The organism is Rhodanobacter sp. T12-5, assembly GCF_008329435.1.
GTDB lineage: Bacteria > Pseudomonadota > Gammaproteobacteria > Xanthomonadales > Rhodanobacteraceae > Rhodanobacter.
On sequence record NZ_NPKN01000001.1, the window covers coordinates 86,777 to 108,875 of the forward strand.

General features: G+C 65.5%; 18 protein-coding genes and 1 riboswitch. Of the genes, 7 read left to right on the forward strand and 11 right to left on the reverse strand.

Going from position 1 to position 22,099, the window contains the following annotated elements; genetic code table 11:
* Positions 1–54: 54 nt before the first annotated feature.
* Together CIW53_RS00405 and glnK are read right to left on the reverse strand one after the other, a co-directional pair.
* On the reverse strand, positions 55–2,484 hold the full coding sequence (locus CIW53_RS00405) for a ribonucleoside-diphosphate reductase subunit alpha (RefSeq protein ID WP_149362732.1): 2,430 nt from the start codon (positions 2,482–2,484) through the stop codon (positions 55–57).
* A 154-nt stretch (positions 2,485–2,638) separates the two neighbouring features.
* A riboswitch (cobalamin riboswitch) is annotated at positions 2,639–2,854 on the reverse strand.
* 87 nt (positions 2,855–2,941) lie between these two features.
* The gene (glnK, locus tag CIW53_RS00410; RefSeq protein ID WP_149362733.1) at positions 2,942–3,280 is read right to left on the reverse strand and encodes a P-II family nitrogen regulator; all 339 of its coding nucleotides are present in this window, start codon (positions 3,278–3,280) and stop codon (positions 2,942–2,944) included.
* 180 nt (positions 3,281–3,460) lie between these two features.
* Between glnK and CIW53_RS00415 the strand changes: the two genes are divergently transcribed.
* The 5 genes from CIW53_RS00415 (at position 3,461) to CIW53_RS00430 (ending at position 9,354) form a co-directional block, all read left to right on the forward strand.
* A complete protein-coding gene (locus CIW53_RS00415; protein WP_149362734.1) occupies positions 3,461–3,721 on the forward strand; it encodes an accessory factor UbiK family protein in 261 nt (86 codons plus the stop codon).
* Between the two features lie 148 nt (positions 3,722–3,869).
* Positions 3,870–5,369 carry a YifB family Mg chelatase-like AAA ATPase gene (locus tag CIW53_RS00420; protein ID WP_149362735.1) on the forward strand — a complete coding sequence of 500 codons (1,500 nt, stop codon included), beginning with the start codon at positions 3,870–3,872 and terminating at the stop codon, positions 5,367–5,369.
* A 73-nt stretch (positions 5,370–5,442) separates the two neighbouring features.
* Positions 5,443–7,230, forward strand: coding sequence for a sodium:proton antiporter (locus tag CIW53_RS00425; protein WP_149362736.1), 1,788 nt, complete (start codon positions 5,443–5,445; stop codon positions 7,228–7,230).
* 103 nt (positions 7,231–7,333) lie between these two features.
* Positions 7,334–7,489, forward strand: a complete 156-nt coding sequence (locus CIW53_RS17590; protein WP_172969548.1) for a hypothetical protein — start codon at positions 7,334–7,336, stop codon at positions 7,487–7,489.
* A gap of 104 nt (positions 7,490–7,593) precedes the next feature.
* Positions 7,594–9,354 carry a GGDEF domain-containing protein gene (locus CIW53_RS00430; protein ID WP_207105461.1) on the forward strand — a complete coding sequence of 587 codons (1,761 nt, stop codon included), beginning with the start codon at positions 7,594–7,596 and terminating at the stop codon, positions 9,352–9,354.
* A gap of 71 nt (positions 9,355–9,425) precedes the next feature.
* On the opposite strand, the gene aceA is transcribed toward CIW53_RS00430, so the two are convergent.
* Complete coding sequence (aceA, locus tag CIW53_RS00435) at positions 9,426–10,721, reverse strand: isocitrate lyase (RefSeq protein WP_149362738.1); 1,296 nt, start codon at positions 10,719–10,721, stop codon at positions 9,426–9,428.
* 95 nt (positions 10,722–10,816) lie between these two features.
* Complete coding sequence (gene aceB, locus CIW53_RS00440) at positions 10,817–12,412, reverse strand: malate synthase A (RefSeq protein WP_149362739.1); 1,596 nt, start codon at positions 12,410–12,412, stop codon at positions 10,817–10,819.
* A gap of 122 nt (positions 12,413–12,534) precedes the next feature.
* On the opposite strand from aceB, the gene CIW53_RS00445 reads away from it, so the two are divergent.
* A complete protein-coding gene (locus tag CIW53_RS00445) occupies positions 12,535–13,575 on the forward strand; it encodes a LysR family transcriptional regulator (protein ID WP_149362740.1) in 1,041 nt (346 codons plus the stop codon).
* Positions 13,576–13,855: 280 nt separating this feature from the next.
* On the opposite strand, the gene CIW53_RS00455 is transcribed toward CIW53_RS00445, so the two are convergent.
* The 7 genes from CIW53_RS00455 to CIW53_RS00485 form a co-directional block, all read right to left on the reverse strand.
* Positions 13,856–14,452, reverse strand: coding sequence for a 1-acyl-sn-glycerol-3-phosphate acyltransferase (locus CIW53_RS00455; protein ID WP_149362741.1), 597 nt, complete (start codon positions 14,450–14,452; stop codon positions 13,856–13,858).
* A complete protein-coding gene (gene arfB, locus CIW53_RS00460; RefSeq protein ID WP_149362742.1) occupies positions 14,449–14,871 on the reverse strand; it encodes an alternative ribosome rescue aminoacyl-tRNA hydrolase ArfB in 423 nt (140 codons plus the stop codon). Before arfB ends, CIW53_RS00455 begins: the two co-directional genes overlap by 4 nt.
* Positions 14,872–14,941: 70 nt before the next feature.
* The gene (locus CIW53_RS00465; protein WP_149362743.1) at positions 14,942–15,679 is read right to left on the reverse strand and encodes a pseudouridine synthase; all 738 of its coding nucleotides are present in this window, start codon (positions 15,677–15,679) and stop codon (positions 14,942–14,944) included.
* A 124-nt stretch (positions 15,680–15,803) separates the two neighbouring features.
* On the reverse strand, positions 15,804–17,453 hold the full coding sequence (gene ubiB, locus CIW53_RS00470) for a ubiquinone biosynthesis regulatory protein kinase UbiB (protein WP_149362744.1): 1,650 nt from the start codon (positions 17,451–17,453) through the stop codon (positions 15,804–15,806).
* Complete coding sequence (locus CIW53_RS00475; RefSeq protein WP_149362745.1) at positions 17,450–18,100, reverse strand: SCP2 sterol-binding domain-containing protein; 651 nt, start codon at positions 18,098–18,100, stop codon at positions 17,450–17,452. The genes ubiB and CIW53_RS00475 overlap by 4 nt, the downstream gene beginning before the upstream one ends.
* Before the next feature lie 27 nt (positions 18,101–18,127).
* Entirely contained in the window at positions 18,128–18,598 is a 471-nt protein-coding gene (gene trmL, locus CIW53_RS00480) for a tRNA (uridine(34)/cytosine(34)/5-carboxymethylaminomethyluridine(34)-2'-O)-methyltransferase TrmL (RefSeq protein WP_149362746.1), read from the reverse strand.
* Positions 18,599–18,639: 41 nt separating this feature from the next.
* Positions 18,640–18,843 (reverse strand): hypothetical protein, encoded by a 204-nt coding sequence (locus tag CIW53_RS00485; protein WP_149362747.1) that lies wholly within the window; start codon positions 18,841–18,843, stop codon positions 18,640–18,642.
* A gap of 274 nt (positions 18,844–19,117) precedes the next feature.
* Between CIW53_RS00485 and CIW53_RS00490 the strand changes: the two genes are divergently transcribed.
* Complete coding sequence (locus CIW53_RS00490) at positions 19,118–21,988, forward strand: pitrilysin family protein (RefSeq protein WP_149362748.1); 2,871 nt, start codon at positions 19,118–19,120, stop codon at positions 21,986–21,988.
* Positions 21,989–22,099: the final 111 nt, after the last annotated feature.

Genomic DNA, 22,099 nt, shown 5'->3' on the forward strand with positions numbered 1-22,099 from the left:
AGCGGATTGCCGCTGCCTTCTCTCATTTCTCACTCCTCTCCACTCACTCCTCATTTACTGGCAGGCTTCGCAGTACTCGGGGTTTTCCAGCGAGCAGACGACGGCCGCAGTCGCTTGGGCCTGATCCGATACCGTGGTCTTGGCGATTTTCGTGGCCGGCCGCGAGCGCAGGTAATACGTGGTCTTGATGCCGGCCTTCCACGCGTACATGTACATCGAGCTCAGCTGGCCGATGTTCGGGTTTTCCGTGAACAGGTTCAGCGACTGGCTCTGGTCAATGTACGCGCCGCGTGCGGCGGCCAAGTCGATGAGTGCCTTTTGCGGCAGTTCCCAGACTGTGCGGTAGATCGCGCGCAAACGTTCGGGAATCGCCACGATGTCCTGGATCGAGCCGTCTGCCCGCTTGATCGCATCGCGCACTTCGGACCTCCATAACCCGAGTGCTTTCAACTCGTCGGCGAGGTAACGGTTCACCTGCAGGAAATCGCCTGACAGCGTTTCGCGCTTGAACAGGTTGCTCACCTGCGGCTCGATGCATTCGTAGCATCCGGCGATCGAGGCGATGGTGGCGGTGGGCGCGATCGCGATCAACAGCGAGTTGCGCAGACCGTGTCGCGTGATCTTCTCGCGCAATGCGTCCCAGCGCGTGCTGTCATGCGGTGTGGCATTCGGCCAGTGATCGAACTGCAGCTCGCCGTTGGCGGCGCGGCTTTCGGCGAAGCCGGGATGCGGACCTTCGGCCTCGGCCAGCTCGGCCGATTGCGACAGGGCGTTGAAGTAGATCTCCTGGGCGATGCGGGTGGACAGCGCCAGCGCCTCGGCCGAATCGAATGGCAGGCGCAGTTTGAAAAACACGTCCTGCAGGCCCATCACGCCGAGCCCGACCGGGCGCCACTTCATGTTCGCGTTGCGCGCGGTGTCGATCGGGTAGTAGTTGAGGTCGATCACCCGGTTGAGCTGGCGCACCGCAGTGCGCACGGTCGAGGCGAGCTGGTCGAAGTCGAACGCGCCATCGCGCACGTGCCGCGCCAGGTTCACCGAGCCGAGATTGCATACCGCCGTCTCGGTCGCCGAGCTGACTTCCAGGATCTCGGTGCACAGGTTGGACAGGTGGATCACGTTGTCATGTTTGGCCGTCTGATTGCTGGTGGCGTTGCAGCGGTCCTTGAACGTCATCCAGCCGGTGCCGGTCTGCGCGAGCGTGCGCATCATGCGTGCGTACAGCTCGCGTGCCTTGACGGTCTTCACGGCGAGGCCGTCGACCTCGGCCTTGCGATAGGCAGCGTCGAATGCTTCACCCCAGCTGTCCACGAAGTGCGGAACCACCTTCGGATCGAACAGCGACCACTCGCCGTCGCTCTCGACCCGGCGCATGAATTCGTCGGGAATCCAATTGGCGATGTTGAGGTTGTGCGCGCGGCGGGCGTCGTCGCCGGTGTTGTCGCGCAGTTCGAGGAAGTCCTCGACGTCGGCGTGCCACGATTCCAGGTAGACGCAGGCCGCGCCCTTGCGCTTGCCGCCCTGGTTCACCGCGGCGACCGAGGCGTCCAGCGTCTTAAGCCATGGCAACAGGCCGTTGGAGTGGCCGTTGGTGCCGCGGATCAGCGAGCCCCGCGAACGCACGCGCGAATACGCCAGGCCGATGCCGCCGGCGAACTTGCTGAGCTTGGCGACGTCGGCGTACTTGTCGTAGATCGACTCCAGCGAATCGACCGGCGAGTCGAGCAGGTAGCACGAGCTCAGTTGCTCGTGCGCGGTGCCGGCGTTGAACAGGGTAGGTGAGCTGGCGATGTATTCCAGAGAGGACAACAGGCGGTAAAGCTCCAGCGTCTCGCCGATCTCGTTGCCGCCCAGCGCGCAGGCAATGCGCATGAAGAAGTGCTGCGGAGTCTCGATCACCAGGCGCTGCTGCGGGTGACGCAGCAGGTAGCGGTCGTACACAGTGCGCAGGCCGAAATATTCGAAGCGGCGGGTAGCCAGCGGATCGATCGCGTCGTTGAGTTTGCGCGCGTTGGCGGCCACGAAATCGCGCAGGCGGTCGTTGAGGATACCGAGCTCGGCGCCGCGCGCGATCGACTGCGAGAAGCTCTGGATTTCCTGGCCGCTGACTTCCTTGTCGATATACGCGCTCAGCAGGCGTGCGGCGAGCTGGCCGTATTCCGGTTCTTCGGCGGTGAGGCCGGCGGCGGTGCGTATGGAGAGCTGGTCGAGTTCCTGGGTGGTGGCGCCGTCGTACAGGCCGCCGATGGTCTTCAGCGCTACCCGCAGCGGGTCGACGCCGTGCAGGCCTTCGGCGCTGCGCGTCACGGCGCGCACGATCTTGTTGACGTCGACGGTTTCCTGGCCGCCGTTGCGCTTGGTCACGTGCATCGGTGCCGCGTTGTGCGGCGGGGTCAGCGTGAACGCGGCTTCGTCGGCGGAAGGGACGGATGAATCGGCGCGCGCGACGGTGCGCTCGCGCTCGACGGTATCGAGGGGTTGCATGGCTTGGTGGCTCCGGCATGGACATCAAACGCCTGCTTCCCTCGAGCAGGGCCTGATAGCGATGGATTCCGGAGGCGACGCGCAAGCGGACGCCATGCGGCGACCGGCTTCACGACGCACTTCCCCGCGGAAGCCGTCACTACGCACCGGGACACGTTCGTCCCGATGTGCCGGCAGGTCTTCGGACTTGCGGACGTGGATCTTGCGATCCGCCTACTCGCTCCCGCTTCCCAGCCACGGAGGGCCAGTGCAATGTGGGTGCTTTCGTTTCCGCTTTACCGCTGCGGGGCAGTTCCGGAGTCACACCGGATTCCCTTTTAAGCCCGACCGATGTCGCATCTGGTCGGGCACCGACGGGCACAACATATCGGGTGCCCGGGACAGGGTCAACCCAACAAGTTGTGTATAAGTCGAGGAAAAGCCGCTTGTGGCGAGTGCCGGTATGGGCTGTCGCAAGTTACAGTGCGTCGTGATCCAGTTCGCCGGTGCGGATGCGGATCACCTGCTCTAGCGTGCTGACGAAGATCTTGCCGTCGCCGATCTTGCCGGTGCGGGCGGAGTGCTGGATGGCCTCCAGCACGCGGTCGAGCTGGTCGTCGGCCACCGCCACCTCGAGCTTGATCTTGGGCAGGAAGTCGACCACGTATTCGGCGCCGCGGTACAGCTCGGTGTGACCTTTCTGGCGGCCGAAACCCTTTACTTCGGTTACCGTGATCCCCTGCACGCCGACTTCGGCCAGCGCCTCGCGTACATCGTCCAGCTTGAACGGCTTGATGATCGCCACGACCAGCTTCATGGGTTGTTCCTTGAAAGGCATCGGCCCGGGCCAAAGCCGCATTTTGCCTGTGTGGATGGGTAATGTCGCCTGAGCGCAACCCGTGTAGGACAATCCTTACAAACTTTGACGGAGCATACCGATGGCGCGACCGATTTCCCTTCACCTAGTATTTACCTCGACGAGTGCGAGGCGCTATCCATGATGGATAGGCAGGATATCGACCAGATTGCCCTGCGACTTGTGTCGTTGGTACCGCCAGGGGTGGCACAGGCGCATCAGGATTTGCGAACCAACTTCCAGGATGTTCTGGCGCAAGGATTGCGCCGCCTCGAACTGGTCACCCGCGAGGAATTCGAAGTCCAGACCCAGGTACTGGCACGTACCCGTGCCAAGGTCGACGAATTGGAGCGACGCGTGGCCGAGCTCGAAGCCACGGTGTCTGCCCGCACGGGTTCGTGACAACCACCTCCCGGGAGCCGCCTCCGATCCGTCACCCTCACCCCGAGAACGATCGGAGGCGGTTATTTATTCAGCGTCGCTGATGGAGCCGCTCGATGTCCGTGCCTGTCAGCGCCCCCTCCACCATGCGCCATCGCCCTTACGCCGCATGAGTCTTGCGGTCACCCTCAGTCGCGCCCAGGAAGGGATCGCCGCGCCGCAGGTCGTGGTCGAGGTGCATCTCTCCGGCGGCTTGCCGTGCACGAATATCGTCGGTCTGCCCGAGGCCGCGGTGCGCGAGGCGCGCGATCGTGTGCGTGTGGCGATCCAGAGCACGGCTTTCGAATATCCCGGTCGCCGCGTCACGGTGAACCTGGCGCCGGCCGAACTGCCCAAGGACGGGGGCCGTTTCGATCTCTCGATCGCGCTGGGCATTCTTGCCGCCAGCGGCCAGGTGCCGCGCGAGAAGCTGGACGATTGTGAATTTCTCGGCGAGCTGGCGCTGACCGGTGCGTTGCGCAGCGTATCCGGCGTGGTGCCGGCATTGCTGCGCGCGCGTGCGCGCGGCCGACGAGTGGTGGTGCCGCGTGAGAACGCCGCGGAAGCCGCGCTGGTCTCGGATGTGGATGTGCGGGTAGCCGACACGCTGGCGGAGGTGTGCGGATGGCTGCGCGGAGCCGATGAACTTTCCGCGCCGGTCGGCCTGCCCGGTGACGGCGGTGCGGACGACGGACCGGACCTGAGCGATGTGCGTGGACAATTGCAGGCGCGTCGTGCGTTGGAGATTACGTCGGTCGGCGGTCATCACCTGCTGCTGATCGGCCCGCCGGGGACCGGCAAGACCATGCTCGCCGAACGCCTGCCCGGGATCCTGCCGCCGATGTCGGAGTCGGAGGCACTGGAGACCTGCGCGGTGCTGTCGGTGGCCGGCCAGGTAACCGATCTGGCGCGCTGGCGGCGGCGACCGTTTCGTTCGCCGCATCACACGGCATCGGCGGTGGCGCTGGTCGGCGGCGGATCGTATCCGCGCCCGGGTGAAATTTCGCTGGCGCACAATGGCGTACTGTTCCTCGACGAATTGCCCGAATTCAGCCGACACGTGCTGGAGGTGCTGCGCGAGCCCATGGAATCGGGCCAGATCCTGATTTCGCGGGCGGCGCGGCAATCGACCTTTCCGGCGCAATTCCAGCTGGTGGCGGCAATGAATCCGTGTCCTTGCGGTTACGCGGGTGATCCGCGCCAGCGCTGCCAGTGCACGCCCGATCAGATCCAGCGCTATCGCGCGCGCATTTCCGGCCCGTTGCTCGATCGCATCGATCTTTGTGTGGAAGTGCCGTCGATGCCATTGGCCGACCTCGGATCGCCACGCAGCGGGCGCGACGAGGATTCCGCGACGGTACGCGCGCGCGTGCTGGGCGCGCGGCGCCATGCGCTGATGCGCGCCGGTCGCCCGAACGCCGAAATAAGCACGCGCGAACTGGAGCGCGACTGCGCACTTGGCCCGTCCGAGCGGCGCTGGTTCGAGAATGCGTTGGAGCGGCTGGGCCTCTCCGCTCGGGCCTATCACCGCGTGCTGCGGGTCGCTCGCACGATCGCCGATATCGATGGCGGTGCCGCGCTGCTGGAGCGCGAGCATCTGGCCGAGGCGCTGCAGTATCGGCGACGCTGAGGCGTTCGCGCGCCGGCTGGACGCCGGCGTCGACACATGCTCCGATAGCGGTCTTGTATTTCCAGGGACTGCGATGACTATCGAGCTAGGCCTGATGCTCGCCGGCATGTTGATGATCGGCTTCCTGGCGCAATGGCTGGCGTGGCGGGTCAAACTGCCGGCGATCGTCTTTCTTCTGCTGGCCGGCATCGTGCTCGGACCGGTCACCGGGCTGCTCGATCCGGACAAGCTGCTGGGCGATTTGTTGTTTCCGATCGTGTCGCTGGCGGTGGCGCTGATCCTGTTCGAGGGCAGCCTGACCTTGCGCTTCCATGATTTGCCGGGGATCGGCAAGGCGGTGCGCGGGTTGGTCAGCTATGGAGCTGTCGCTTCGCTGTTGCTGCTGGCATGGGCCGCCCACATCGTCGCCGGCCTGGCGTGGCCGATCGCGCTGTTGTTCGGCGCACTGGCTTGTGTGACCGGGCCGACGGTGATCGCGCCGATGCTGCGCACCTTGCGGCCGAATGCGCGCATCGCCAACACGCTGCGCTGGGAAGGCATCGTGATCGACCCGCTGGGCGCGCTGTTCGCCGTACTTATCTACGAGGCGATCGTCTCGCATCAGGAGGGCCACACCCTCGGCATCTTCGTGGCGACGGTGGGCTGCGGCGTGGTGACCGGCGCGCTGTCGGCGTGGCTGATGGCGTTTTTCCTGCGTCATCAGATGATCCCCGAATACCTGCAGAACTACGCCGTGCTGGCCGCCGTGCTGTTCGCCTTCAGCATCTCGAACACGCTCACCCACGAATCGGGCCTGCTGACGGTGACGATCATGGGCATTGCGCTGGGCAACCTGCGCGGCGTGCACATCGACGACATCCTCGATTTCAAGGAAAGCCTCACCACGGTGCTGGTGTCGCTGCTGTTCATCCTGCTCGCGGCGCGGCTGCACTGGCCGCTGCCGGATGGCATGTTGGGTGCCGGCATCGCGCTGTTCGTGATCGCGCAGTTGGTGGTGCGGCCGGTGACGGTGGCCATTGCCAGTTTTCGCAGCAGCCTCAGTTGGCGCGAGCGCGCCCTGATCGGCTGGGTGGCACCGCGCGGCATCGTGGCGGCATCGGTGTCGGCGTTGTTCGCGCTGCGCCTGGACCAGCTCGGCGTGGCCGGTGCCGACGCGCTGGTGCCGCTGGTGTTCACCTTGATCATCGGCACGGTGATCCTGCAGAGCGCCACCGCGCGGCCGCTGGCGATCTGGCTGAAGGTGGCCGAACCGGAGCCGCGCGGCGTGCTGATCTTCGGTTCCGACCAGGTGGCCCGCGCGATCGGCAAGTCGTTGCACGAGGCCGGCTTCCGCGTGGTGCTGGCCGATGACGACTGGGACGGTATTCGCCAGGCGCGGATGGAAGGCCTGGCCACGTTTTTCGGCAATCCGGCCTCACCGCATGCCGAGCGTCATCTGGATCTCACGGGAATCGGCCGCCTGCTGGCGGTGTCGACGCATCGCGAACGCAATTCGCTGGCCTGCGTGCACTATCGCCAGGAGTTCGGGCGCGAGCGGGTGTATCGGCTGCGCAACCTGACCCCGCAGGAGAACACCGCTCGCGCCGCGCTCGCCGGCACTCTGCTGGCGCCGCCGCTGTTCGACGAGGATATGACCCACGGCCGCTTTGCCGACATGCTCGCGCAAGGCTGGCGGATCAAGTCGACCCGGCTCACGGTGACCTTCGACTGGCCGCACTTCATCGAGCAATACGGCTCGAACACGGTGCTGATGTTCGGTGTGGAGGAAAAGGGCCAGCTGCGGGTCGCTTCGACCAAGCGCGAACTTGAGCCGCGCCCGGGCTGGCTGGTGATCGCGCTGGTGCCGCCGGCGCAACCGTAGTCACCGAGCATTTGCCGAACCCGGATGACATTCCGGATCGGCTTTCACTCCAGGCTAGCGACGCACTCAAACAGGCGGTCATCTCGGGCGATGAGGCCACTTGATGAAGGAACTTGGCCACAGGGACGTCAAGACACCTGATCACGTGAACAACAATGACGGCGGCGGGCACGACGACCATGACAGCGACGGCGACCATGACGGAAATGGTCAGACCGGGTTTGATGGCGACGATAAAGCCACCGAAGAAATTGGTTAAATCTTGACGAATGGTGCAGATTCAACGTAGCGGCAAACCCATAACCTTCCGGTCGGTACATGAAATGTTCCGCGTCAGTTTGCTTCGCGAGGCGCGTCCTTATGATGGGGGCGCTTCTCGGCGTTGCCGTCGGCAGCGCCGCGGCCGCGACTTCTGACCCAGCTGGCCCAGCACTCCTGCTTGCTCAGGTTGAAAAATTCCAGCTAACCGATCACGCACGCGTCGCTGCCGCTCTCAAACAGCTTCATGAGGAGGAGCGCCAACTTACCCCGGCGCAACGATGGCACCTGCGGTATCTGGACGCCTATCAGGCAAGCCTCGATGGGAGCTTTGACAGGGCCGCCCCCCTTCTGCGCGACGTCATTGATCATTCGGGCGATGCGGCATTGGCGACCCGGGCAACCGCGAAGCTGATCACCAATCTGGCGATCAATCATCATTACGAAGAAGCCTTCAAGTTGGCCAATACGTTGATGGTCGATCTGCCGGGGGTCACTGACAGCGCCGCTCATGCACAGGCTCTGCGTGCGATCGTGCAGATGCTTGGCTTGGCGGGAGAGTCCGATCAGGCCTTGAAGTACGCGCAGCAGCTGGATCCTGAAAGGGCATCTCCCGAAAACCGATGCGGGAATTATTCCTACAAGTTCAACGCGATGATTACGCTTTCATCGAATGATCCCGGACTCCTTCGAGCCATTGCCGTGTGTCTTGCCGACAAACAGGCAGTGTTCGCCAACACGCTGCGTCTTACTCGTGCGGACTTTCTGAAAGAGGAGGGTCACCCGGACCAGGCGATTGCCCTGCTGAAAAGCATCGAGCCGAGCATCCTTCGATCCGGTTTCCAGCCGCATATTGCCGATCTCCATGTCAGCCTCGCACAGTCCTACGCGAAACTGGGCAACGACGCTGATGCGAGACGGGCAGCGCTGGCTGCGGTGGCAGCGAGCGATCCTGGCAGTTTTACCTGGCCGCTGCAGGTAGCTTACGAACTGCTTTACGAAATCGGGAAGCGGGCCGGCAATGATCATCTGGCGCTGAGTTACTATGAAAAGTACGTAGTCCAATACAAGGCCGGCATGGACGATGCCAAGACACGCGCCTTGGCCTACCAGATGGTCAAGCAGAATGTCTTGTCCAAGAAAATGAAGCTCGACGCCTTGGGCAAGCAGAACCGGATTCTCGAGCTGCGCCAGGCGCTGGCAAGTCAGGCACAGGAAACCAGCCACCTGCTCATCGCGCTGCTGCTGGCGATGCTCGCCTTCATCATGAGTGCCATGTTCTGGCTCAGGCGCTCGCAGCTGCGCTTTCGGCAGATGGCACGGCATGACGGCCTGACCGGAGCGTTCAATCGCGGATATTTCTTCGACGAAGCCGGAAGGGTCGTGCGGCGATTGCATAGGACCGGCGCGGAGGTCTGCCTGGTGGTGCTGGATATGGATCACTTCAAGCGAGTCAACGACACGCATGGGCATCCGGCCGGCGACGAAGTACTGCGTCACACGGTGACTATCTGTCGGAGCGAGTTGCGCGAATCCGACGTATTCGGTCGTCTCGGCGGCGAGGAGTTCGGCATCCTGATGCCGGCCTGCTCGCGCGATCAGGGCATCGAAGTCGCCAGCCGCATCCGTCGCCAGCTGATCGAGAATCCGTTGATCCTGGATGCGCAGAACACGATCGCGGTGTCCGCCAGCTTTGGCCTTGCCTGCAGTGACATCTCCGGCCATCAGCTGCATCAGCTGTTCGGTGATGCCGATGCTGCGCTGTATAGGGCCAAGGAGGGTGGTCGCAACCAGCTGGTTGCGACCACCGACGCGGATGCGTCAGTCACTGCCCGGACAGGCATCCCGGTGGTTTCTGCCATGTGACAATCCCGTCCCTTGGCGCGATGGTCGTGCCCACAGAACGAGCAATCCCCAATCGGCAAACCGTTGCAAATTCAGGCCGCTGACGCTTGCTTGAACTGCGCTTCCTCGGTGGAGCCGGTCAGGGCGGTGGTCGAGGATTGACCCTGCTGGATCGCCTGGGTCACCGCATCGAAATAGCCGGTGCCAACCTCCCGCTGATGCTTCACCGCGGTGAAGCCACGATCGGCGGCGGCGAACTCCTTTTCCTGCAATTCGACGAACGCGCTCATCTGGCGGCGGGCATAGTTGTGCGCGAGGTCGAACATGCCGTAGTTCAGGCTGTGGAAACCGGCAAGGGTGATGAACTGGAATTTGTAGCCCATCGCACCCAGTTCCTTCTGGAAGTTGGCGATGGTGGCGTCGTCGAGGTTCTGCTTCCAGTTGAAGCTGGGTGAGCAGTTGTACGCCAGCATTTTGCACGGGAATTTCGCATGGATCGCCTCGGCGAACTTGCGCGCATCGTCGAGATTCGGCTTGCTGGTTTCGCACCAGACCAGGTCGGCGTACGGCGCGTAGGCGAGACCGCGGCTGATCGCCTGATCCAGGCCTGGACGCACCCGATAGAAGCCCTCGACCGTGCGCTCGCCTGTGATGAACGGGCGATCGTTGGCGTCGATGTCCGAGGTCAAAAGATCGGCGGCGTCGGCATCGGTGCGCGCCACGATCAGGGTCGGTACGCCGGCGACGTCGGCGGCCAGTCGCGCGGCGTTCAACTTGTCGACCGCCTCGCGGGTGGGCACCAGCACCTTGCCGCCCATGTGGCCGCACTTCTTCACCGATGCGAGCTGGTCTTCGAAGTGCACGCCGGCGGCACCGGCCTCGATCATCGCCTTCATCAGCTCGAACGCGTTCAGCACGCCGCCGAAGCCGGCCTCGGCGTCAGCCACGATCGGCACCAGCCAGTCGCAGTCGTCCTTGCCTTCGGCATGATGCAACTGGTCGGCGCGCAGCAGGGTGTTGTTGATCCGCTTGACCACCAGCGGTACCGAGTTGGCCGGGTACAGCGACTGGTCGGGATACATCTCGCCGGCCACGTTGGCATCGGCGGCGACTTGCCAGCCACTGAGGTAGATCGCCTGCAGGCCGGCCTTGACCTGCTGCATCGCCTGGTTGCCGGTGAGCGCGCCCAGTGCATTGACGAAGTCCTCCTTGTGCAGCGACTTCCACAACCGCTCGGCGCCGCGGCGAGCCAGCGAGTGTTCGACCGTCACCGTACCGCGCAGGCGTGCCACGTCATCGGCGGAGTAGTTGCGCTGGACGCCGGCCCAGCGGGGGTTGTTGTTCCAGTCCAGCGTGATCTGTTCGGCGGTGGGCAGGTTGGTCTTCATGGCGTGGCTCCGTGGCGAAAGGTGTCTGTGGGAGCGACTTCAGTCGCGATGCTCCTGTCGCGGCGGAAGCCGCTCCCACGGGGTTGGTCGCGCGGTCAGGCGAGTCGTTCGTAGGCGGGCAGGGTGAGGAAGTCGCCCAGCGTGTCGGCGTGGGTCATCGCGCCGAGCAGGGCGGCGGCATCGTCGGCGCGGTTGGCGCCGGGGTGATGGCTGCCGCGCAGGCGATGGGTGTGTGCGGCGACCGCATGGTCGAACAGGGCAAAATCGATCGGTGCGTGATCGGGGAATTCGAGATCTCCGTGGTCCAACCACTGCCACAGCTGCGCGCGGGCGATCTCGGCAGTGGCTGCGTCTTCCATCAGGTGATGGATCGGCACGCAGCCGAGGCCGTCCAGCCAGGCGGCGGTATAGCGCAGGCAGACCTCGACGTTGTTGTCGAAGCCGGCGCGGGTGATGGTGCCGTTCGGCGCGGCGAGCAGTTGTTCGCGGCTCGTCTGCACGTCGTTGCGCAACACGCTCAGCTGATTCGGTGCCGGCATGTACTCGTCGAAAATCTGCTGCGCCACCGGCACCAGCGCCGGGTGTGCCACCCAGGTGCCGTCATGGCCGGCCTGCACTTCGCGCAACTTGTCGGCGCGCACCTTGGCCAGCGCGGCTTCGTTTGCCGCCTCGTCGCCCTTGATCGGGATCTGCGCAGCCATGCCGCCCATCGCGAACGCACCGCGGCGATGGCAGGTCTGGATCAGCAGTTCGGAGTACGCCTTCAGGAACGGCGCGGTCATCTGCACCTGGCCGCGTTCCGGCAGCAGGCGGTCGCGATGGCCGCGCAGGGTTTTCAGGTACGAAAAAATGTAATCCCAGCGACCGCAGTTGAGGCCGACCACGCGGCGGCGCAGTGCGTGCAGTATTTCGTGCATCTGGAACGCCGCCGGCAGCGTTTCGATCAGCACGGTGGCCTTCATCGTGCCGACCGGCAGCTGCAACTCGTCCTCCGCCGCGGCCATTACCGCCTCCCACAGCGCGGCTTCCTCCATCGCTTCGAGCTTCGGCAGGTAGAAGTACGGGCCGCGGTCGCGGCTGTGCAACATGCGGGCGTTGTGGAACACGAACAGGCCGAAGTCCACCAGTGCGCCGGCCATCGGCTCGCCGTCCACGATGAAGAACTTGTCGTGCAGGTGCCAGCCGCGGGGACGCACCATCAGCACGGCCGGGTTGTCGTTGACGCGATAGCTTTTGCCCTCGGGCGAGCGGAATTCGATCGTGCCGTTCACGGCGTCGCGCAGGTTCACCTGGCCGTCGAGCTGGTTCGCGAAGGTCGGTGCCGAGGAATCCTCGAAGTCGGCCATGAACACCTTCGCGCCGGAGTTCAACGCGTTGATGAGCATCTTGCGCTCGACCGGGCCGGTGATCTCCACGCGGCGGTCGCGCAGCGCGGCCGGGATTGGCGCCACCGTCCAGTCGGACTCGCGGATCGCCCGCGTATCGGCGCGGAAATCCGGCAGGCCGCCGGCGTCGTACCCTGTCTGGCGTTCGCGCCGGGCCTGCAGCAGACGTCGCCGGGTGGCGTCGAATTGACGATGCAGCCGTGCCAGGAAAGCCAGCGCCGCGGGGCTCAGGATGCCTTCGTAGCCAGCGTGATCGGCATGCACCTCAAGGCTGCCGATACCGAGTTTTTCCTGCGGGACTGCCATGCGTTCGCTCCGTGTCGGGATGACTCGAAGCTAGACCGAAGATCGTATATTTGACAAAGCGAATGTTTCAATCATTACTATGAGCATAGTCAATGTAATATCCAACTACATGAAATAGCTCGATGAAAATCCCGGTTGGTGCGATGAACAAGCCCAAAAAACCGCGCCGCAGCACAACAAAAAAGCGCGATGCCGTTGAGCGCGCCGACGACGCGGGCGGCCGTTTCTATTACAAGGGCAATCGTCACAAGCAACTGCGGGCCTTCGTCAGCGTGGTGAAACTGGGTACGCTGACCCGTGCGGCCGAGGCGCTTTATCTGTCGCAGCCCACCATCAGCCTGCAGTTGCAGGCGCTGGAGCGGGAGCTGGGGGCAAGCCTGCTCGAACGTCGCCGCCGCCGCGTCAACCTCACCGATGCCGGCGAGGCACTTTACGAACTGGCGCGGCCGCTGGTCGAAGGCTGGGATACCCTGGATCGCGATTTCCAGGCGAAGGTGAAGGGTCTGCAAGCAGGCCGCCTCGTCATCGCCGCGGGCACTTCCACCATCCAGTACCTGCTACCCGATCTGGTGCGCCGCTACCGCGAACGCTTTCCGGCCGTGCAATTGCAATTGGCCAACGTCACCGGCAAGGATGGCCTGGCGCTGCTGCGCGCTGATGCCGCCGATTTCGCGGTCGGCTCGATGCTGGACGTGCCCAATGACATCGCCTGGGCGCCGCTGCGCCACTACGACCCGATGCTGATCATGCCGCTGGACCATCCGTTGGCGGCGCAGGAGAAGATTGCCCTGGAGGACATCTCGCCGTATGGCCTGATCCTGCCGCCGCAGCGTCTGTCCACGTATCGGCTGGTCGACCTGGTGTTCCAGCAGCGCCAGGTGCCATACCACGTGGCGATCGAGGTCGGCGGCTGGGACGTGATCAAGGAATACGTGGCGATGGGCATGGGCATCTCCATCGTCACCGGCATCTGCATCACCGAGGCCGACCACACACGACTGGCCGTGCGCAACATGAAACGGTATTTCCCGCAGCGCAGCTACGGCGTGGTGATGCGCAAGGGCAAGTTCCTGAGCGCCGAGGCACGCGCCTTCGTCGACCTGGTCCGCCCCGGCCTGCTGACACATCGCGACTACGACGATCCGGGGCATTCGCAGCGGTAGACGAACGAAGCGCGGTGCCGCAGGCACGGTCCATCCACAGCCCGATGCTCGGCTTGCGTTGCAGCAGGGCAAGCCGAGTTGCGCATGCGCCGCGTGCAGCGAGACGGATTGCGGCAGGAAGGCAAGGTAGAACAGCGCCACCTTCGGACTGAGCACGTTGGTGAGCGCGCATAGGCGAAAGGCGGCGGCAAAGCCGGTAGCGCGTCACGGCCGGCGCCTTGCCGGCTCAGCAGCATGCGCAGGCCAATCCAGACCGGATGAACCGGGAGTGATGGGGATCCTACACGTCGCGATGCTTGCCCTTGAACGACGCGTACCACGCGCGCAGACGGGCAATGTCCGCCTCCATGTCGGTGCTGGTGTCGAACAGCGGGCCGAGCTGGATGGTCTTGTCGGGGTAGTGGAAGGCGACCGGGAACACCGGCACGCCGGCATCGTGGGCGATGTGCCAGAAGCCGCTCTTCCAGCGGGCCACCGGCTTGCGCGTGCCTTCCGGCGCGATGCCGAGCCAGAAGGCATCGCGCTGGCGGAACTGGTCGGCCATCTGCTCGACCACGCCCTTGGCCGCGCCGCGGTCGATCGCCATGCCGCCGAGTCGACGCAGCAGGCCGCCGAGTGGCCCGCGGAACAGCTCCTGCTTGGCCATGAAGTGCACGTCGGCACCGATCGCAACCTTGATCAGCAGGCCCCACACGCCGTCCCACCAGGACGAATGCGGCGCGGCGATCAGCACCAGTTTCGCCGTATTCGGGAATTCACCTGAAAGACTCCAGCCGCACAGGCGCAGCACGCTGCGACAAATGCGGCGCTGCCAGCCGTCGCGCAGACGGGGCATCCGCTTCGGCAACTGGGTGGGAGTGAACAGATGCCGGCTCATTCGAGATCCGGCTTGCGCGAACGGTTCTGCTTGATCCGGCCACGCTGCTGCTTGCCGGCCAGCCGGCGTTCCTTGGAGGCGCGTGTCGGTCGGGTGGCGACGCGTTTCTTCGGTGGCAGCAGCACGCCATGGATCAGTTCGGCCAGCCGCTCGCGCACGTCGTCACGGTTGCGCGCCTGGTCGCGGAAGCGCCGGCCCTGGATCACCAGCACGCCCTCGGCGGTGAGCCGACGGTCGCGCCGGGCCAGCAATCGCGCACGAACCTCCTCGGGCAGCGATGGCGAGTTGAGGACGTCGAAACGCAGCTCCACCGCACTCTCGGTGCGGTTCACGTGCTGTCCGCCGGGGCCGTCGGCGCGCAGGAAGCGTTCGACCAGTTCGGATTCGGGCAGAGAGAGAGTGCGGCTGATCGTCAGCATGCGGGGAAGTGTAGGGGATGGCACGAATCCGTAGGAGCGGCTTCAGCCGCGATGCTCTCCGATCCATCAGTCAAAAGCATCGCGGCTGAAGCCGCTCCTGCATGGGAGTGACGTTTGGCAAGGTCCAGCCGAAGCGCTGAAGCAACCCGACATACGCATCGTCCAGCGGCGCCTCGACCTCCATCGCCGCGCCGGTCAGCGGATGGGCGAAACGCAGCCGCCACGCGTGCAGCAGCATCCGGTGGCAACCGAAGTGCTGCTTGTACAGCCGGTTGTGATCGCCGCGGCCGTGCTGGCAGTCGCCGATCACCGGGTGATGGATATGCGCCAGGTGCTTGCGGATCTGGCGGAAGCGGCCACTCGCCGGTTCGGCCAGCAGCAGGGCATAGCGTTGCTGCGGGTAGCGGCCCAGTTCGATCGGCACCTCGATCGTGGCCAGCTGGCGGTAGTGCGTGCGTGCCTCGCGGCGCGGGCCGGTTTCGCGCGAGCCGGGCAGCGGGTAATCGATCAGGCCTTCATCCGGGTCGGGCCAGCCGCGGACCACTACCAGATATTGCTTGTGCACCGATCGTCCCATGAACTGCTCGCCCAGCGCGGCGGCGACCTCCTTGCTGCGCGCGACCAGCAGCACGCCGCTGGTCGCGCGGTCGAGTCGATGCGCCAGGTACACGTTGTCGCCCACCTGCTCGCGCAGCAGATCAATCAGGAACTCCTCGGCGTTGCCGACCATCTTCGAGCGGTGCACGGCGAGGTTCGCGGGTTTGTTCACCGCGATCAGTGCGTCGTTCTGGTAGAGGATGTCGATCATTCGTGTCTGTCTGTCAGGCAATGGCGGCGCGGTCTGTGGGCGCGGCTTCAGCCGCGATGCCTCGCCCGGCAAGTCGAGCAAAAAGTATCGCGACTGAAGTCGCTCCCACCGTGGAGCGGGGCGGTCAGCGCGAGCGTGGCCAGCCGACCGCGAACGCGAGCAGGCCGGCGACGCCTGAGCATGCGGGTGGCCAGATGCCGTGCTGCGGTGCCAGCGTCCACAGCAGCACTGCCGCGATCAGCAGCGTGCTGCCGAGCAGGCTGCAGGCGATCAGCTTGTGCTGGCGACGCGCGCTGTCCAGTTGCAGCTTCAGGGCCAGTGGGTCGCTCGCCGTGCGCTGCTCGCCACGGCCGACCTGGCGCAGCGCGTCGCGTACCAGACCGGGGAATTGCGGAGCCTCGTGCAGCCATTCGGGAAGTCGTTTGCGCACTTCGCGCAGGGTGCGCAGCGGGCTGTAGCGCTCGCGCAGGATGCGCTTCAAGACGGGATGCGCCACTGCCCAGATGTCGATCTCCGGGTCGAGCATGCGGCCGACGCCTTCGATGTTGAGCAGGGTCTTCTGCAGCAGGATCAGTTGCGGCTGCAGGGTAAGCTCGAAGCGGCGGGCGGTCTGGAACAGCTTCACCACCAGCTCGGCCAGCGAGATCTGCGACAACGGGCGGGTGAAGTACGGCTCGCATACCGTGCGTACCGCGGCCTCCAGTTCGTCCAGTCGCACCTCGGCGGGCATCCAGCCGGCATCCACGTGCAGCTTGGCGATGCGCGCGTAGTCGCGTTCGAACAGCGCGATGAAATTCTGCGCCAGCCAGTACTGGTCGGCCTCGGGCAGCGAACCCATGATGCCGAAATCCAGCGCGATGAAGCGCGGCTCGCCGGTGCGCGAGGGATCGACCCAGATGTTGCCGGGGTGGGCGTCGGCGTGGAAGAAGTTGTCGCGAAACACCTGCTCGTAGAACACCCGCACGCCCTTGACGGCGAGCGCCTTGCGGTCGAGGCCGGCGGCATCGATCGCGGCGATGTCGTCCGAGCTGATGCCGTGCACGCGCTCCAGTGTCAGTACGCGCGCACTGGTCAGCTCCCAATGCACCGCCGGCACGTACAAGTCCACGCCGCTGGCGAAGTTGCGCTTGAGCAGGCTGGCACTGGCGCCTTCGCGCTGCAGGTCCAGCTCGTTTTCCAGCATCTTCTCGACTTCGGCGACCACGTCGAGCGGGCGGATCTTGTCGGCGTTCGGGTGCCAGCGCTGGGCCAGCTCGCCGAGCGAGCGCAGCAGCTTCACGTCGCGGGCGATCTGCGCGTCGATGCCTGGACGCAACACCTTCACCACCACCTCGCGGCCATCGTGCAGGGTGGCGGCATGCACTTGTGCGATCGACGCGGACGCCAGCGGTGTTTCGTCGAACCGGGCGTATAGACGGCCAATCGGTAGTTTCAATTCCTGCTCGACGATGGTGCGCGCCTCGCTGCCGGGGAACGGCGCGACCTGGTCCTGCAGCAGTGCGAGCTCGTCGGCGATATCGGCCGGTATCAGGTCGCGGCGGGTGGACAGCACCTGGCCGGCCTTGACGAAAATCGGCCCGAGTTCGGTCAGCGCATGACGCAGGCGCGCGCCGCGCGCCAGGCCAGTGATGTCGACGCGCGGACGCGCCACCAGCGGCCGCAGCAGTTTCAGCGGGCGGTACAGGTGGGCGGCGTCGACCAGTTCGTCGAGCCGGTACGCCAGCAGCACCGAAGCCACCCGCAACAGGCGCGGTACCACCTTCAGCGGCGTCACGCGGCGTTGCCTTGCACGCGCTGCCGCAGCCGTTGCACGCGCGATTCCAGCCGCTCGCTGCGTTCGCGCAGTTCGTCCACGCCGTCAAGAAAACCATCGACCTCGCCCGGCGCCATTGCCACGCGTACCTCGTCGCGTAGCCAGTCGGCGCCGTCCTCGGTGAGGTGACTGGCAGTGTCGCGGGCGTGGGCCAGGCCGTTGCGCACGGCCCGGGCCATGGGCACGCCGAGCACGTCGCCGAAGGTGCGGGCGAACGCTTCCTCGAAATCCGGGGCGAACTTGCCGGCGAGTTTCTCCAGTCGACGCGCCAGCTCGGCATCGCCGGCAATCTCCACCTTGCCCGGGGCGATGCCATCGTCGTCGCGGCGGAACATCATCGCCAGCAGGCTGCCGGGGGTGGCGGCGACGCGCAGCTGGCTCTCCTCTTGCGGCGGCCCCACGTGCAGGCTTGCGTCTTCGACGGTCACCGCCAGCGCGATTTCCGGGCCGCGCAGGTGCAGTTGCACGCTGCGGCCGTTCAACACGGCCAGCCGCTGCTGCGTGTCGGGATCGAGCGACAGGATGTGATTCAGCGCGGTTTCCAGTGCGCGGCCGGCGAGCTTGCGCAGCGGCTGCGGCAACCAGGAATTGGGGGTGGCGACGTTCATCAGGCAATTGTAGCCCGCCGGCCGGGATCAGACCTCTGCGGCGCCCGTGAAGCCGAGCTGGCGCCAGGCTTCGTAGACGGCCACGGCAACCGTGTTCGAGAGGTTGAGGCTGCGGCTGTCCGGGCGCATCGGCAGGCGCAAGCGTCGTTCGGCGGGAATCGACGCCAGCACGTCGCCCGGCAGCCCGGCGGTTTCGCAGCCGAACAGCAGCGCATCGCCGTCGGCGAAGCGGGCATCGACGTGGGCGACGCGGCCGCGTGTGGTGAAGGCGAACACGCGCGGCATGCCGATCGCGTCAAGGCAGCCGGCCAGGTCGTCATGCACCGCGACGCTGGCGTACTCGTGGTAGTCCAGGCCGGCGCGGCGCAGGCGTGCATCGTCGAGCTCGAAGCCGAGCGGCCGGATCAGATGCAGTGCGGCGCCGGTGTTCGCGCACAGGCGAATCACGTTGCCGGTGTTCGGCGGAATCTCGGGATTGAACAGGATGACGTGGAGCATCCGGCCATTATCGCGTGTCCGCGCGGTATTTCGTCGAATGCTCAGCCGCCGGTCTGCGGGCAGACCACGCCGTCCGGCGGGAGCGCGCAGCTGCTGGGAGCGGCCAGCAGGATCGCGCCGACGCTGTGGTTGGCCGCCAGCTGCACGGAGGCCGGGGTGGTCGTCACCATGGCGCCGAGGATCAGGCCGCAAACGGCCAGGCAGGCGATGAACAAGCCGCGCAACATCAAGGTTTCGAATTTCATGATCACGTCTCCGATGAAGGATGGAAAGTCCCTGTGATCCTCGGATAGCAAGCGGCGTGCCAGCCTCCGAAAAGGCCTTAAAACCGCGATTTTTAGCGGTCGGGTCGGCCATGGCGGGACGCATGCCGACTGTCCGCGGACAGTCGGCCGCCCGCTGCCGGACAGCCGGACATGACATGGGCGCGGCGGGCTCGCCCGTGCCGCAAGTCATTTGCGAGGCGCAGGGGGCGCCCGCTAGCCTGCGCGGACTCAATCGTGAAACAGGAGGTTCACCGTGACAAAGAAACCGCTCGCCCTGCTGGTCGCAGGCCTTCTTGCTTTCGGCGCGGGCAGCATCCCCGCGCTGGCAGCCCCGGCGCCATCGACCGCCACGGCCAAGAGCCAGATTCCGGATATCGCCTACACCCGCTTCACCCTGCCCAATGGACTGACCGTGGTGGTGCACGAGGACCACAAGGCGCCGGTAGTCGCCGTGAGCATCTGGTATCACATCGGCTCGGCCGACGAGCCCAAGGGCAAGACCGGTTTCGCGCATTTGTTCGAGCACCTGATGTTCTCCGGTTCGGAGAATCGCAAGGGCACCTATTTCGGCCCGTTCGAGAAGGCCGGAGCCACCGACATGAACGGCACCACCTGGTTCGACCGCACCAATTATTTCGAGACGGTACCGACCACGGCGCTGGACATGGCGTTGTGGATGGAGTCCGACCGCATGGGCCACCTGCTCGGCGCGATCGGGCAGAAGGAGCTGGATACCCAGCGTGGCGTGGTGCAGAACGAAAAGCGCCAGGGCGAAAACCGCCCGTACGGCCGTGTCGACGAAAACATCCTGGCGCACACCTACCCGGCCAACCATCCGTACCAGCACGACACGATCGGCTCGATGGCCGACTTGAACGCCGCCTCGCTCGGCGACGTGAAGCACTGGTTCAACAGCAATTACGGCGCCGCCAACACCACCCTGGTGCTGGCTGGCGACATCACCGTGGCGCAGGCGCGGGCCAAGGCCGCGAAGTATTTCGGCGACATTCCCGCCGGCCCGCCGGTGGCGCGCCAGCAGCCCTGGATCACGCCTCTGGCGACATCCACGCGCGGCGTGCAGCACGACCACGTGGCGCAGCCGCGCATCATCCGCACCTGGGTGGTACCGCAGTTGGGCAGTGACGCCGCCATCCAGCTCGACCTCGCCTCCACCGTGCTCGGCGGCGGCAAGACTTCGCGGCTGTACCAGCGCCTGGTCTACCAGGACAAGCTGGTCGATGACGTCTCCGCCAGCATCGGCGAGTTCGCGCTGGCCAGCCAGTTCCAGATCCAGGCCGACGTGAAACAGGGCGTGGACCCGGCCAAAGTCGAGGCGGTGATCAACGAGGAGCTGAAGAAATTCCTCACCAGCGGCCCGACCGCGGATGAACTGGAGCGGGCGAAGGTGACCAATCGTGCCGGCTTCGTGCGCGGGCTGGAGAAGGTCGGCGGGTTTGGCGGCAAGGCCGTGATCCTGGCCGAGGGCCAGGTCTATCGGGGCGACCCGGGCGCGTACAAGAAGGACCTGCAGCGTTCCGCCGATGCCACCGTCGCCAGCGTCAAGGCGGCGGCCGACAAGTGGCTGGAAAAGGGCGACTACCTGCTCACCGTATTGCCCGCCGGCAAGGGCTTCGACCCGGCGGCCGAGGATGCAAAGGCCGTAGCCCTGGGGGCGGCGCCGAACCGTCCGCAGCCGGTCATGCCCGCGGCGCGCGCCTACACCACGGGCAAGTCCGTGCTCGATCGCAGCACCGGCGTGCCGCAGGTGACCAGCTTCCCGGAGCTGAGCTTTCCGGAGCTCGAGCGCGGCAAGCTGGCCAACGGCATCGAGGTGATCCTGGCCGAGCGTCACACCATCCCGGTGACCCAGGTCGAGCTGTTGTTCGATTCGGGCTACGCCGCCGACCAGGGCCACAAGCTGGGCACCGCCAGCTTCACCGGCGCGATGATGAGCGAAAGCACGCGCGACCTGGATTCGGTCGAAGTGGCCAAGCGCCGGCAGCGGCTTGGCGCCATCATCGGCACCGGCTGTGACCTGGACGTTTGCGAGGCCTCGCTGGATGCGTTGAACGACCAGTTGCAACCTTCGCTGGCGCTGTTCGCCGACGTCGTGCGCAACCCCGCGTTCAAGGCGGCGGACATCGATCGCGTGCGCGGCCAGTGGCTGGCGGGCATCGCCCAGGAGAAGACCCAGCCGATGGGCCTGGCCCTGCGCACATTGCCACCCTTGCTGTACGGCAGCCATCATGCCTATGGCATTCCGTTCACCGGTTCGGGCAGCGAAGACGAGATCAAGGCGCTGACGGCGGCCGACCTGCGTGCGTTCCAGCACGACTGGCTGCGGCCGGACAACGTCAAGATCCTGGTCGCCGGCGACACCACGCTGGCGCAGATCATTCCGAAGTTGAACGCCGCCTTCGGCGACTGGAAGGCCCCGGCCAGCGCCATCCCGACCAAGAACATCGCCAAGGTCGCGGCACAGGCCAAACCGCGCGTGTTCCTGATCAACCGGGCCGATGCGCCGCAATCGCTGATCCTCGCCGGACTGCTCGCGCCGTCGACGCTGGCCGAGAACAACCTTGCCATCCTGACGGCCAACGGCGCGTTCGGCGGCACCTTCACCTCGCGCCTCAACATGAACCTGCGCGAGGACAAGCGCTGGGCTTACGGCGCGCAGAGCTTCCTGATGAACGCGCAGGGCCAGCGACCGTTCCTGTTCTATGCGCCGGTGCAGACCGACAAGACCGCGGAGTCGGCCGCCGAAGTGCTGAAGGAGGCGCGTGCGGTGATCGGCAAAAAGCCACTGACCGCCGATGAGGTCGCCAAGATCAAGGACCAGCACATCCGTGCCTTGCCGGGCAGCTACGAAACCACCAGTGCGGTACTGAACGCGATCAGCGGCATCGTGCAGTACCACCGTCCGGACGACTACGTGCAGACGCTGAAGTCGCGCCTCGAAGCCGTCACCCCCGCCGCGGCCGAGACGGCGATCAAGGAAATCGTCAAGCCCGATGCGATGACCTGGGTGATCGTGGGCGACCTGAGCAAGATCGAGGCACCGGTGCGCGCGCTGAATCTTGGCGAGGTGCAGGTGATCGACGCCGACGGCAAACCGGCGAAGTAGGCCCTCGGGTGCAGCCAGCGTGCGTACAGCGTGCTGGCACATCCTCGCGTTAGGATGGAGGCCGGGCCGGCAACGCCCGGCCTTTTTCCTGTCACCTTCCAACGCATTGCC